Genomic DNA, 13,223 nt, shown 5'->3' with positions numbered 1-13,223 from the left:
CATGGAAGTCACGGATCGTTCGCGACCGTGCTAACCCGGTCCGGCTCCTCCCCCCCCGAGTCGGCCGAGGAGACGACCCCCGCTCTCCCCCCGGCGGGGGTCGTCGCATGTCCGGACGCCTTTTCCCCTGACCGGCCCGCTCCCCGCAACCACGGGACACACGCGGGTCGACGCGCGTCACGCATTACCTACCGTAGTTGTCACGCTCCTCTGTGGATGTCCGGATGATGCCCTCTTAAGGACGTGAAAGTCACCTCCCGGTCACCGGTATAGGTGACGGAGTTATTCACAGACGCAGAGTTGTCCACAGATTTCGACCAAGATCCACTTTGTTTTCCCGATCGCCCCACGCTGAAAGTCCGCGAGTTCGCATTGGGCGGACCGGCGAGCGATGGGGGACCGAACATGGCCGGAGACAGGACACCGCGACACCCGGCACGCACGGAACACGAGCAGCACCGCGGACCACTGATCATCACTGAGGACGAGCGACTGCTCGACGACCTTCTGCGGCTCTGCGCGGCGGCCGACGCGCTGCCCCGCGTGACACACGGCCTCCCGCCCGGCCGAGGGGCCTGGGAGTCGCCGCCCCTGGTGCTCGTCGGCGACGACTGCGCACCCCGGCTGCGGGGCGCCGCACGCCGTCCGGGCCTCGTCCTCGTCGCCCAGGACGCCGACGACACGGAGGTGTGGCGGCAGGCCGTCGCCCTCGGGGCCGAACGCGTGCTCACGCTCCCCGACGGCGAACGCTGGCTCGTCGACAGGATCGCCGACGCGGTCGAGGGCGTCGGCCCCGCCGCCCTCACCCTCGGAGTGATCGGCGGCCGGGGAGGCGCGGGCGCCAGCACTCTCGCCTGCGCCCTGGCCGTCACGGCCGCACGCGTGGGACATCGCACCGTCCTGGTGGACGGCGACCCGCTCGGCGGCGGCCTCGACGTCCTCCTCGGCGGCGAGACGGAGAAGGGACTGCGGTGGCCCGCGTTCCGCGAGTCACGCGGCCGGGTCGCCGCCGGGGCCCTGGAGGAGTCGCTGCCCCGGATGCACTCCCTGCGCGTCCTCAGCTGGGACCGGGGCCCGGAGACCGCCGTTCCGCCGAGCGCCATGCGCGCGGTGCTCGCCGCGGCGCGGCGGCGCGGCGGGGTCGTGGTGGTGGACCTGCCGCGCCGGGTCGACGAGGCCGTGGCCGAGGCGCTGGCACAGCTGGACGCCGGACTGCTGGTGGTGCCCGCGGAACTCCGGGCGGTGGCCGCGGCACGATGCGCCGCGGCCGGCGTCCGGACCGTCCTGGACGACCTGCGGGTGGTGGTCCGCGGCCTGCCCGCCGGCGGGCCCGGCCTGGACGCCGACGAGATCGCCCGCCTGCTGGAGCTGCCGCTGGTCGGCGAACTTCCCTGGGACCCGGGACCGCCGGATGCCCTGGTCCATGGCGAACCGCCGGGCGCACGGGTCCGCGGGCCTCTTGCCCGGTTCTGTGCGGCGTTCTGGGGGCGGGTGTTGGAGAGGGAGGGGGCGGTAGGTGGTGGGGCTGGTGAGGCGTTGCGCGAGACGGTCGGCGGAGCGGGGCCTGGGAGCGCGGCCCCCGGTGGCGTGGGTGCGAGGGGCGGGGAGGTCGGTGTCGTGGGGGCGAGAGGGGCCGAGGCCGGTGCTGTGGGGGAGCGAGATGTAGGCGCTGACATCGTGGTGCGGCGGGGCGCGGAAGAGGGTGAGCGCGGATGAGCGGCGGGGTGCGCGATGCCGTTCGGAGCGGTGGGGGCGTTGTCCGGTGCGGTGGGGAAGACGCCCTGTGCGGTGAGGCGGCGGTGCGGCACGGCGAGGGAACCGTCCGCTGTGGTGAGGAAGAGGCCCGGTGCGGCGGGGGAATCGTACGGCTCCTCCGGGGACGGTGCGGGACGGCCTGCGGGGGTCGGTCGGTGGCCGCCGATGAGCGGGACGGGGCGGAGCGGTGAGCCGGGTGGCACCGGGGCTCCCGGACCTGCTGGACGCGGTACGGCGACGACTCGCGGAGGACGGCGCGGAGCCGACGGCCGCCCGGGTGGCGGTGGCCCTGCGCCAGGAAGGACGCCTCCTCGGGGATGCCGAGGTCCTGGGCGTGGTGACCGCCCTGCGGTCCGAGATGGTCGGAACCGGCCCCCTGGAACCGCTGCTGGCCGCACCGGAGGTGACGGACGTCCTGGTCACCGCGCCCGACGAGGTATGGGTCGACCGCGGTGGCGGACTGGAACGGACCTCCGTGCGCTTCCGGGACGCGGCCGAGGTGCGCCGGCTGGCCCAGCGGCTCGCCGCGGTCGCCGGCCGACGCCTCGACGACGCCCGGCCCTGGGTGGACGCCCGGCTGCCGGACGGCACCCGGCTGCACGCCGTACTGCCCCCGGTGGCGGTCGCCGGCCCTTGCCTCTCCCTCCGGGTACTACGCCCCCGGGCCTTCGACCTGGCGGAACTGGTGGCGGCGGGCACGGTCCCGCCCGGCGGCGACCGGCTGCTGCGAGCCTTGCTGGCGGCCCGCGTCTCGTTCCTGGTCAGCGGCGGTACGGGCTCGGGCAAGACGACCTTGCTCGGCACCTTGCTCGGCCTCGTCGGCCCGACCGAACGGATCGTGCTCGCCGAGGACTCGGCGGAGCTGCGCCCCGACCACCCTCATGTCGTCCGCCTGGAGGCCAGACCCGCCAACCAGGAGGGCATCGGCAGGGTGACACTGCGCGACCTCGTCCGCCAGGCACTGCGCATGCGCCCGGACCGGCTGGTGGTCGGCGAGGTCCGCGGCGCCGAGGTGACGGACCTGCTGGCGGCCCTGAACACCGGCCATGAGGGCGGCTGCGGAACGGTACATGCCAACGCCGCCTGCGACGTCCCCGCCCGTCTCGAAGCCCTCGGCTCCACCGCGGGCCTGGACCGTGCCGCCCTGCACAGCCAACTCGCGGCGGCCCTCTCCGTGGTGCTGCACCTCGTCCGCGACCGCACAGGCCGACGCCGCCTCGCCGAGATCCATGTCCTGGAACGCGACCACCACGGCTTCGTGAAGACCCTCCCCGCCGCCGCATGGGCCCCGGAGGGCTTCCGCGAGGCCCCCGGCTGGCCGCATCTGATGCGGCTGTGCGAGCGGGGAGGCAAGGAGGGCTTCGGGGTTGGCGGTGACGGCTGATGTGGAGGGCGGCGGCACGTGGGATGACAGGGGGTGACGAAGTGACAGGAGTGGTGGAAACCCCGGCGGTTTGGGGGTCGGAGGCAGGGCTTGTCGTCGTGGCCGCGGTGGTGGCACTGGTGCTTGCGGTCGGGGCCGGGGGACGGCTGGGCCTCGGTGGGCGCGGGGCCATGAAGCGTCGGCTGCGCGGGCTGTTCTCGGACGGCACGGGCGGAGAGGCCGACGCGGATGGTGCCGGGCGGCCGGGGCGTTCCGTACGCGGTGCTCGTACATGGGCCGGATCGGACGGAGACGCCGCGAACGGGGGTGGTGATCGGCACGGTGCAAGCCCTGATGTCGCGATCATGAGGGGTCTGCGGGCGATCCACGAGGAGCTGAGGGAGCCGGAACCGCACTGCGGATACGGGGCGTCGCGGAGCGGCGGAACAGGGCGGTGGGACGCCGGGCGCCCTCCCGACGGAGACGGCGGCCGTCGGCGGCGCTGCGGCCCGAAGGTGCCGTTCGGGCAAGAGCTATGGTGTCTGCTTCTGGGGCTGGTGCTCGGGTTGCTCGGCCGGTCGGTGCTCCCCGTGCTCGCCTCTCCGGTGGCGGCGTTCGTGGTCCGGCGTCGGCTCCGCTCGCGAGAGGCGGAACGGGCACGGGAACGGCGTGCCGAGGCGGTGATCGGGCTGTGCGCGGCGGTCGCGGGAGAGCTGCGCGCCGGGCGGCAGCCCGCCCAGGCGCTGCTCGCCGCCGGAGCATCGGGGCTGGGCGAGGAGGGCTCGGCCGTGCTCGCGGCGGCGCGCTACGGCGGGGAGGTGCCGCGAGCCCTGCGGGCGGCGGCGCGGTCACCGGGGGCCGAGGGACTCGGTGGTGTGGCGGCCTGCTGGCAGGTCGCCGTGGAGGGAGGCGCCGGACTGGCCTCCGGCCTGGAACGGATCGCGGCAGGACTGCGGGCCCAGCGTGATCAACGTGAGGACGTACGGGCCCAGCTGGCGGGCCCCCGGGCCACGGCGCTGATGCTCGCCCTGCTGCCCGTCGGCGGGCTCCTCATGGGCAGCGCCCTGGGCGCCGACCCGCTGACGGTGCTGCTGCACACCCCTGCCGGAGGGGCCTGCCTGGTCATCGGCGGCCTGCTGGAAGGGGCCGGGGTGATGTGGACGTCCCGCATCGTGACCGCGGCTCTGCCGGCGAATGGGCCGCCGCGCGACTCGCCTCGGGCTGTCCCCTCCAGGCCTCCGAGGCGTACCGGGCTCTGGACAACCACCGGAATATCGGCGGCAGCCGCGTGGCCCCGGCAACCGCGTAACGACGGCCGACCGACCACCGGTCGCCCAAACGGCCACGGTACGTACAGCAATGGCCGACCGTACGGCGACGGCCACCGTACGGCGAAAGGTCTGTGAACGAGGGGGACTTGAACGGCCGACGCAGGGACGACAAGGACGTGCAGGGAGGAACAGGAAGGAGCCCGGCATGGGGCAAGAAGTTTTCCACAGGCTGGGGATGACGCTTGTGGCATTGGGCGCTGCCACGGTCGTGCTGTACGTGGCAGGTGTGGCGGGTGAGTCGCGACGGCGACGTGCCGTACGGGCGAGAGCGCTGGTCCTCATGGGCCCTGTGCTTGATCGACACGGCTCGGGAGAGCGTAGCGGCCGCATACGGGGGCGGTGTGGAAGCGCCGTCAACGAGCGGCTGCTGGCCGGTGGGCGGGCGAAGGCATGGCTGGGGCCTGCCGGTGCGGGCGGATTCGTGGTGCTGCTCGTCGGTGGGGCCGCTGGTGTCCTGGCGGGCCTGGCCGCGGGGTACGCCGCGTACCGGCGGCAGGAGCGGCAACGGGCCGAAGGCGCCGTGAAGGCGGCCCGGGACGCGGTGCGTGAGGAACTGGCGCCCGCCGGGGACCTGTTGGCGGCCTGCCTCGCGGCGGGTGCCGGGCCGCGTGAGGCGGCCGAGGCGGTCGGACGGTCGCTGCACGGGACCGTCGGGAGTCGGCTGGGACAGGTCGCGGCGGAGTTGCGTCTGGGAGGCGAACCGGCCGTCGTCTGGCCCCGGCTGGCCGCCCTGCCCGGGGCGGCCGAACTGGCGCGATGCCTGGAGCGCGCCGGGACGTCCGGCGTACCGGCCGTGGACTCCGTCTCCCGGATCGCAGCCGAACTCCGCGCGGAACGCAGCAGGGCGGCGGCCGGGCGGGCCCGGCGGGCCGGGGTGCTGGTGACGCTGCCGCTGGCGGCGTGCTTTCTGCCGGCGTTCCTGGCACTGGGCGTGGCCCCGGTGCTGATCGGCCTGGCGAGCGGATTGCTGGGACACAACTGAACGACACCACCGATCCATCCGTCACGACACAACTGATCTGTTCGCAACGAAAAGCAAGGGGGATGACGATGTCCGCACATCTGGGTGGCCGGCTGCCGGGCGGTCGGCTGAGGAACAGCCGTTGGCTGGGCGAACGGCTGCGCGCGGCCCGCGACCGGGGAATGACCACAGCGGAATACGCGATCGGCACGCTTGCCGCGTGTGCGCTGGCAGCCGTGCTTTACAAGGTGGTGACGAGCGCATCGGTATAGGCGGCGCTCAACTCACTGATCGGGAAGGCGCTCCATGCACCGTTCTGAGGCGCGCCCGGGAACGGAGCCGCGAACGGTGCCGCGGACGGGGGCGGAGGTACCGGTGGGACGTGCCGCCCCCGCCCGCCACCACGGCTCCCGACGTGTCGCCCGCCGCCGGGGCCGTCGGCGGATGCCCAGGGACGCGGGATATGTGACGGCGGAGACGGCCGTGGTGATGCCCGTCCTGGTGGCGGTGGCCGCGGCGCTGATCTGGGGGCTGATGGCGGTCTGCGCGCGTATCGAGTGCGTGGACGCCGCGCGGGCGGGCGCACGGGCCGCGGCGCGATCGGAGCCGCCCGCGGACGTCCTCCGGGCGGCACGGACCATGGCGCCGCACGGCGCGCGGGTGGCGGTGTCACGGGAGGGAGACCTGGTTCGCGTACGGGTCCAGGCCGATCTCCCGGGCGTCGGAAGGTTGACGGTGCAGGTCGGAGGGGAGGCGGTGGCTCTTGCGGAAGACACGGTACGGCGATGAGGGGTCGGCGACGGTGTGGACGGTCTTCGCGGCGGCGGCGCTGTGCGCCGTCTTCGCGGCCCTGATCGGTCTGGGGCAGGCCGTCACGGCCCGCCACCGGGCGGGCGGCGCCGCGGACCTGGCCGCGCTGGCCGCCGCCGACCACGCACACCACGGCCCTGCGGCGGCCTGCTCGGCCGCTCGACGGGTCGCCGCGGCCCAGTACACCCGCCTCGTCCGCTGCGCCCTGGACGCGGCCGTCGCGGACGTCTCGGCAGAGGCGGCCAGCGGCCCGTTCACAGCCCGGGTACGCTCCCGAGCCGGCCCTCCCGGCGCGCCGGCGCGGTGATCACGCGACGGCGCCGGGACCGCCCGCTTGACGGCGTCTCTCCGGTGCCCGGCCGCACGGCCTCTCCAGCCTGGGGCAACGGTCGGCTGGGCTCGGAGAAGCCGGCCCTCCCGGCGCTCCCGGCGCGCCCGCGGGGCGACCACGCGACGGCATCCGGACCGCCCACTCGGCGGAGCCCCCCCCGCCGACCGGGCGTCCCCGCCGCACCCCCTAGCCCCCCACCACCCCCCGAAGCAGTTCCGTCAGCAGCCGTACCGCGCCGCGTTTGTGCAGGGGGTCGTTGCCGTTGCCGCACTTGGGGGACTGGATGCAGGAGGGGCAGCCGGAGTCGCATTCGCAGGAGGCGATGGCGTCGCGGGTGGCGGTGAGCCAGGAGGCGGCGGTGTGGAAGGCGCGTTCGGCGAAGCCGGCGCCGCCGGGGTGGCCGTCGTAGACGAAGACGGTGGGGAGGAGGGTGTCGGGGTGGAGGGGGACGGAGACACCGCCGATGTCCCAGCGGTCGCAGGTGGCGAAGAGGGGGAGGAGGCCGATGGAGGCGTGTTCGGCGGCGTGCAGGGCGCCGCCGAGCTGTTCGGGGGAGATCCGGGCGGCGTCGAGCTGGTCCTCGGTGACCGTCCACCACACGGCGCGGGTGCGCAGGGTCCGCGGCGGCAGGTCCAGTTTGGTCTCGCCCAGTACCTCGCCGGTGATCAGCTTGCGGCGCAGGAACGACACGACCTGGTTGGTGACCTCGACCGAGCCGAAGCACAGCCGGGCGTCGCCCCAGGAGATCTCGGTGTCGGTCTCCAGGACGGAGACGGCGGTGGTGTCGCGGGCGGTCGTGGAGTACGGCGGCGCGGCCTCGGTGACGAGCGCGACGGAATCCTCCAGGTCGAGGCGTTCGACGAGATAGGTGCGGCCTTGGTGGAGGTGGACGGCGCCCTCGTGGACGGTGGTGTGCGCGGCGCCCGCGTCCACCGTGCCCAGCAGCCGTCCGGTGCCGGTCTCGACGATCTGCACGGGGGTGCCGCCCTGCCCGCGGATGTCGGTGAGGTCGGCGGCCCGGTCCCGGCGCGTCCAGTGCCAGCCCGTGGGGCGGCGGCGCAGCAGCCCCGCCGTCTCCAGCTGCGGCAGCAGCCCGGCGGCCGCGGGCCCGAACAGTGCGAAGTCGGACTCGGTGAGCGGGAGTTCGGCGGCCGCGGCGCACAGGTGCGGGGCGAGGACGTACGGGTTGCCGGGGTCGAGGACCGTCGACTCGACGGGCCGGTCGAACAGGGCCTCGGGATGGTGCACCAGATAGGTGTCCAGCGGGTCGTCGCGGGCCACCAGGACGGCCAGCGCGCCCCGCCCCGAGCGGCCCGCGCGCCCGGCCTGCTGCCACAGCGAGGCGCGGGTACCGGGGTAGCCGGCGATGACGACGGCGTCGAGCCCGGAGACGTCCACGCCCAGTTCCAGCGCGGTGGTGGCGGCGAGGCCCAGCAGGTCGCCGCTGTGCAGGGCGCGCTCCAGGGCGCGGCGCTCCTCGGGGAGGTAGCCGCCCCGGTAGGCCGCGACCCGGGCCGGGAGGGAGCGGTCCACCTCGGCGAGCCGTTCCTGGGCGATCAGCGCGATCAGTTCGGCGCCGCGCCGGGAGCGGACGAAGGCGACGCTGCGCACCCCCTGGACCACGAGGTCGGTGAGGAGGTCGGCGGCCTCGGCGGTGGCGGTGCGGCGGACCGGTGCGCCGCGCTCGCCGTGCAGCTCGGTCAGCGGCGGCTCCCACAGCGCGAAGACGGCCTCGCCGCGCGGGGAGGTGTCCTCGGTGATCTCCACCACGGGCAGTCCGGTGAGCCGCCCGGCCGCCTCGCCGGGGTCCGCCGCGGTCGCCGACGCGAGCAGGAACACCGGCTCCGCGCCGTAGCGGGCGCAGATCCGGCGCAGCCGGCGGACGACCTGGGCGACGTGCGAGCCGAACACCCCCCGGTAGGTGTGGCATTCGTCGATGACGACGTAGCGCAGCGCCCGCAGGAAGGACGCCCAGCGGGGGTGGGCGGGGAGGATGCCGCGGTGCAGCATGTCGGGGTTGGTCAGCACATGGTTGGCGTACTGGCGGATCCACTCCCGTTCCTCGACGGGGGTGTCGCCGTCGTACACCGCGGGCCGTACGTCGGTGCCCAGCGGGGCCGCCAGTTCGCGTACGGCGCGGAGCTGGTCGGCGGCGAGGGCCTTGGTGGGGGCCAGGTACAGCGCGGTGGCGCCCCTGCCGCCGGACCACAGGTCGCCGCCGCGCGAGGGCCGGGCGCCCGCCACGAGCGCGGAGAGCACCGGCGCCAGATAGGCCAGCGACTTTCCGGAGGCGGTGCCGGTGGCGACGACGACGGATTCGCCGCGCAGCGCGTGTTCGGACGTTCTGGCCTGGTGGGCCCACGGGCGCTCGATTCCGGCGGCGCGGATCGCGGCGACGACTTCCGGCCGGATCTCTTCGGGCCAGTCGGCATGGCCGCCGGTGCGCGGGGGCAGGTGCTCCGTATGAGTGATGCGTGCAGCGCGGGTCGCGCCCCGGGCGAGGCGTTCGAGAATGATGCCCGGGGAGGGGCCGGCGCCCGTGTCCCGCGGCAGTCGATTGGAGGCCATCGGCACCGAGTCTGTCACCGGTGTGACGGACAATGCTGAAAGGGCGTCGTGCACGCCTGCCGGTAAGTGATTGAATGCCATCGCGGCTGCCGATCCGTCCCCTACCTTCGGTGGGGAGGCCCCAGGGGGGCGACCGCTCGATAGCAAGGTGCTGGAGGATCCGTGGACCTGTCCCTGTCGACCCGGACCGTTGGCGACCGTACGGTCGTCGAGGTCGGTGGCGAGATTGATGTATACACCGCGCCCAAGCTGCGGGAGCAGCTGGTCGAGCTCGTGAACGACGGCAGCTACCACCTCGTGGTGGACATGGAGCGTGTCGACTTCCTGGACTCCACCGGGCTCGGCGTGCTCGTCGGTGGGCTCAAGCGGGTGCGTGCCCACGAGGGCTCGCTGCGCCTGGTCTGCAACCAGGAGCGCATTCTGAAGATCTTCCGTATCACGGGCCTGACCAAGGTGTTCCCGATTCACACCTCGGTCGACGAGGCCGTCGCGGCGACCGACTGAGGGTCGCGCGGTGCCCGCGCCGTGGCGCGGGGAGGAAGAAGTGGGGGGAACCGGACGTCACGGTCCGGCCCCCTGCGCAGCACGCCCGCATATCGAGGGGGATGGCATGGCCACCGTCGAACTTCGCTTCAGCGCGCTCCCCGAGCACGTCCGGACCGCGCGTCTGGTCGCGGCCGCCGTGGCACGCCGCGCCGGGGTGGACGAGGCCGTGCTGGACGAGGTGCGGCTCGCCGTGGGCGAGGCGTGCTCCCGTGCCGTGAGCCTGCACCGCGGCCACGGCATCACGGCCCCGGTGCGGGTCGCGCTGGTCGAGGACGAGAAGTCCTTCGCGATCGAAGTGGGCGACGAGGTGCCCGCCGCCTCCGCGCGCACGTCCGGCGGGTCCGCCGGCGCCGAGGAGAACGGTGACGCGGAGGGCGACGACGAGATGGGCCTGGCCGTCATCAGCGGTCTGGTCGACGACGTCGAGGTGTCCTCCGGGGCGGACGGCGGGCTGATCCGGATGAGCTGGCCCACGGCCCCGGCGCCCACCGCGCCGTAGGCGCTCCGGTGGAGCACCAGGGGGAGCCCCATGAGCCGGTCTTCGTCCGGAGCCGCTGGGGGACGAACCGCTATGTCTACAACCACCGCAATCCGGCGGGCCTGGCACTGATCGTGCTGGCGCCGGTCCTGGCGATCGTCGTTCTTCTCGTCCTGCGCCACAGCGGCACCTGGAGCGAGGACGAACTGAGCACGGCCGTGCGGCGGGCCGCCGCGTCCCTCGACGGAGGACGGGACCACGGCTCCGCGGGCATGGACGACAGGCTCATCGGCGACGCGATCGGCCGGGCGGCCGGGAGCGGCGGCCCGTCGTCCGGGGTGCGGGTGGCACGGCGTGGTGGGGAAGAGGGCCGGGACGTGTTGCGGGACATCGGGGGCTCGGTCGACCACGAGATCACCGCGGAGGGTGTGGAGACGGCCTTCTGCGTGAACGTGACACGGACCCGGGCCGCGGGGAGCGGCGCGGGGGAGTCCGTTCTGCCCTGGTACGACCGGGCGGTCTCGGTGCGTGAGGGGCGCTGCTGAGCCGGCGGCCGCGGCGCGGCCGGAGAGTGCTGATCCGGACGTGATCTGACGGTCTGTCAGCCATTGTCGGCGGCGGGGCGGATTCCGCGGGACGGTGTCCCCGTGCGGCCCTCGCGGGCGGCGCCTGTGATCCCTTTTCCGGTGGCCGGTGTCCTTGAGCAGCGGCGATCAGTAGGACAGCGAGATCATCGGGCCGTGGTCAGTGAATTCCGCGCTTTCCTTCGTCCGGGCGAAATTCCACGGGCGACATCCTTTTGATCTTCCCGGCCACCGGCGAATTCCGTTTCCGGCGCCCTGTTTCGATGCCGTGCGGCTCCCTACAATCCGTCCACATCTTGCTCAGGACGCCTGAGCGTGCTTCCGCGCGCCCATGTGCCAAGCGTCAAGGAGGACGAATGGCGGGGCCTCACACCCCTCAGTTGCTGGACACCCCCTCTTTTCTCGCCGGACCGTCGCTGACGACAGACAACCGCGCCCTTGTGCTGGTGATCGCCGTCGTCGCGCTGGCGGCGCTGGCGGTCGCGGCGGTCCTGGTGCGTCAGGTGCTCGCGGCCGGTGAGGGAACCGACAGTATGAAGAAGATCGCGGCGGCGGTCCAGGAAGGCGCGAATGCCTACCTGGCCCGGCAGTTGCGCACTCTCGGTGTATTCGCCGTCGTGGTGTTCTTCCTGCTCATGCTGCTGCCCGCGGACAATTGGTCGCAGCGGGCGGGACGCAGTGTCTTCTTCTTGATCGGCGCCGCATTCTCGGCGGCCACCGGCTATATCGGCATGTGGCTCGCGGTGCGCAGCAATGTGCGTGTCGCCGCGGCCGCCCGGGAGGCCACTCCGGCCGGGGGCGGGACCGAGAAAAAGGATCTTACGGCTGTCGCACACCGGGCGATGAAAATCGCATTCCGCACCGGCGGTGTCGTCGGAATGTTCACCGTGGGACTGGGACTGCTCGGTGCGTCCTGTGTGGTGCTGGTGTACGCGGTGGACGCGCCGAAGGTGCTGGAGGGCTTCGGCCTCGGCGCCGCCCTGATCGCGATGTTCATGCGGGTCGGCGGCGGCATCTTCACCAAGGCCGCGGACGTCGGCGCCGACCTTGTCGGCAAGGTCGAGCAGGGCATCCCGGAGGACGATCCGCGCAACGCCGCCACCATCGCGGACAACGTGGGCGACAACGTCGGCGACTGCGCCGGTATGGCCGCCGACCTCTTCGAGTCGTACGCGGTGACGCTGGTCGCCGCGCTCATCCTGGGCAAGGTGGCGTTCGGCGACGCCGGCCTCGCCTTCCCGCTGCTGGTCCCCGCCATCGGGGTGGTCACGGCGATGATCGGCATCTTCGTCGTCGCGCCCCGGCGGCGCGACCGCAGCGGGATGACGGCGATCAACCGCGGCTTCTTCGTCTCGGCCGGGATCTCGCTGGTGCTGGTCGCCGGGGCCGTCTTCACCTATCTGCCGTCCACGTACAAGGGCCTGGCCGGTGTCACCGACCCGCAGATCCTGGGGCGGAGCGGTGACCCGCGGGTGCTGGCGCTCGTCGCGGTCGCCGTCGGCATCGTGCTCGCCGCGCTGATCCAGCAGCTGACCGGCTACTTCACCGAGACCACGCGGCGGCCCGTCCGCGACATCGGCAAGACCTCGCTGACCGGCCCGGCCACCGTCGTCCTCTCCGGCATCTCCGTCGGCCTGGAGTCCGCGGTGTACTCGGCGGTGCTGATCGGCCTCGCCGTCTACGGGGCGTTCCTGCTGGGCGGGGCGTCGATCACCCTGGCGCTGTTCGCGGTGGCCCTGGCCGGGACCGGCCTGCTGACCACGGTCGGGGTGATCGTGGCGATGGACACCTTCGGACCGGTCTCCGACAACGCGCAGGGCATCGCGGAGATGTCCGGCGACGTCACCGGCGAGGGCGCCCAGGTGCTCACCGACCTCGACGCGGTCGGCAACACCACCAAGGCCATCACCAAGGGCATCGCCATCGCCACCGCCGTCCTCGCGGCGTCGGCGCTGTTCGGCTCGTACCGGGACGCCATCAGCTCCGCCGTGCGGGACTTCGGCCGGAGCGAACTGGGGCTGAACCTGGACATCTCGCAGCCCAACAACCTGGTCGGGCTGGTCCTGGGCGCCTCGGTGGTGTTCCTCTTCTCCGGGCTCGCCATCAACGCGGTGTCCCGGTCGGCGGGGGCGGTGGTCTTCGAGGTCCGCCGGCAGTTCCGCGAGAAGCCCGGGATCATGAACTACACCGAGAATCCCGAGTACGGGCGGGTGGTCGACATCTGCACCAAGGACGCGCTGCGTGAACTGGCGACGCCCGGTCTGCTCGCGGTCCTCACCCCGATCGCCGTCGGCTTCGCCCTCGGCGTCGGCGCCCTCGCCTCGTTCCTGGCGGGCGCGATCGGCACCGGCATCCTGATGGCGGTCTTCCTCGCCAACTCCGGTGGCGCCTGGGACAACGCCAAGAAGCTCGTCGAGGACGGGCATCACGGCGGCAAGGGCAGTGAGGCGCACGCCGCGACCGTCATCGGCGACACCGTCGGCGACCCGTTCAAGG

Annotated in this window: 11 protein-coding genes and 1 pseudogene; 11 read left to right on the top strand and 1 reads right to left on the bottom strand. The window is 73.4% G+C overall.

Annotation, left to right across the window (positions count from 1 at the left end; genetic code table 11):
- The first annotated feature begins 405 nt into the window (after positions 1-405).
- The 7 genes and pseudogenes from ssd to AC51EU_RS05850 all read left to right on the top strand — a co-directional run bounded on the left by ssd (position 406) and on the right by AC51EU_RS05850 (position 6,527).
- Positions 406-1,716, top strand: coding sequence for a septum site-determining protein Ssd (ssd, locus tag AC51EU_RS05880; RefSeq protein WP_496265577.1), 1,311 nt, complete (start codon positions 406-408; stop codon positions 1,714-1,716).
- 235 nt (positions 1,717-1,951) lie between these two features.
- Positions 1,952-3,139, top strand: coding sequence for a TadA family conjugal transfer-associated ATPase (locus tag AC51EU_RS05875; RefSeq protein ID WP_496265576.1), 1,188 nt, complete (start codon positions 1,952-1,954; stop codon positions 3,137-3,139).
- Positions 3,140-3,501: 362 nt separating this feature from the next.
- Positions 3,502-4,302, top strand: a pseudogene (locus tag AC51EU_RS05870) (type II secretion system F family protein); the annotation flags it as partial.
- A gap of 427 nt (positions 4,303-4,729) precedes the next feature.
- A complete protein-coding gene (locus tag AC51EU_RS05865) occupies positions 4,730-5,431 on the top strand; it encodes a type II secretion system F family protein (RefSeq protein ID WP_496265575.1) in 702 nt (233 codons plus the stop codon).
- A 68-nt stretch (positions 5,432-5,499) separates the two neighbouring features.
- Complete coding sequence (locus AC51EU_RS05860; RefSeq protein WP_496265574.1) at positions 5,500-5,682, top strand: DUF4244 domain-containing protein; 183 nt, start codon at positions 5,500-5,502, stop codon at positions 5,680-5,682.
- Positions 5,683-5,854: 172 nt separating this feature from the next.
- Entirely contained in the window at positions 5,855-6,199 is a 345-nt protein-coding gene (locus AC51EU_RS05855; RefSeq protein WP_496265573.1) for a TadE family type IV pilus minor pilin, read from the top strand.
- On the top strand, positions 6,174-6,527 hold the full coding sequence (locus tag AC51EU_RS05850) for an Rv3654c family TadE-like protein (RefSeq protein WP_496265572.1): 354 nt from the start codon (positions 6,174-6,176) through the stop codon (positions 6,525-6,527). The genes AC51EU_RS05855 and AC51EU_RS05850 overlap by 26 nt, the downstream gene beginning before the upstream one ends.
- 210 nt (positions 6,528-6,737) lie before the next feature.
- Here the strand turns inward: AC51EU_RS05850 and AC51EU_RS05845 are convergent, their stop codons facing one another.
- Positions 6,738-9,200 carry a DEAD/DEAH box helicase gene (locus tag AC51EU_RS05845; protein WP_496265571.1) on the bottom strand — a complete coding sequence of 821 codons (2,463 nt, stop codon included), beginning with the start codon at positions 9,198-9,200 and terminating at the stop codon, positions 6,738-6,740.
- Positions 9,201-9,281: 81 nt separating this feature from the next.
- Between AC51EU_RS05845 and bldG the strand changes: the two genes are divergently transcribed.
- The 4 genes from bldG to AC51EU_RS05825 form a co-directional block, all read left to right on the top strand.
- On the top strand, positions 9,282-9,623 hold the full coding sequence (bldG, locus tag AC51EU_RS05840) for an anti-sigma factor antagonist BldG (protein WP_004571875.1): 342 nt from the start codon (positions 9,282-9,284) through the stop codon (positions 9,621-9,623).
- 106 nt (positions 9,624-9,729) lie between these two features.
- Entirely contained in the window at positions 9,730-10,164 is a 435-nt protein-coding gene (locus AC51EU_RS05835; protein ID WP_496265570.1) for an ATP-binding protein, read from the top strand.
- Positions 10,165-10,172: 8 nt separating this feature from the next.
- A complete protein-coding gene (locus AC51EU_RS05830; protein ID WP_496265569.1) occupies positions 10,173-10,688 on the top strand; it encodes a hypothetical protein in 516 nt (171 codons plus the stop codon).
- A gap of 395 nt (positions 10,689-11,083) precedes the next feature.
- Positions 11,084-13,223: sodium-translocating pyrophosphatase (locus AC51EU_RS05825; protein WP_496265568.1), on the top strand; the 2,140-nt coding region annotated here is incomplete at its 3' end.

It is taken from the genome of Candidatus Streptomyces philanthi (assembly GCF_059553635.1).
This window is presented reverse-complemented; position numbering and strand designations above follow the sequence as displayed.

What these genes read in the sequence shown, in the direction of transcription:
- ssd (WP_496265577.1), top strand. Translation starts at nt 406, where the DNA reads ATGGCCGGAGACAGGACACCGCGACACCCGGCACGCACGGAACACGAG.
- AC51EU_RS05865 (WP_496265575.1), top strand. Translation starts at nt 4,730, where the DNA reads ATGGGCCCTGTGCTTGATCGACACGGCTCGGGAGAGCGTAGCGGCCGC.
- AC51EU_RS05860 (WP_496265574.1), top strand. Translation starts at nt 5,500, where the DNA reads ATGTCCGCACATCTGGGTGGCCGGCTGCCGGGCGGTCGGCTGAGGAAC.
- AC51EU_RS05855 (WP_496265573.1), top strand. Translation starts at nt 5,855, where the DNA reads ATGCCCAGGGACGCGGGATATGTGACGGCGGAGACGGCCGTGGTGATG.
- AC51EU_RS05845 (WP_496265571.1), bottom strand. Translation starts at nt 9,200, where the DNA reads ATGGCATTCAATCACTTACCGGCAGGCGTGCACGACGCCCTTTCAGCA.
- AC51EU_RS05835 (WP_496265570.1), top strand. Translation starts at nt 9,730, where the DNA reads ATGGCCACCGTCGAACTTCGCTTCAGCGCGCTCCCCGAGCACGTCCGG.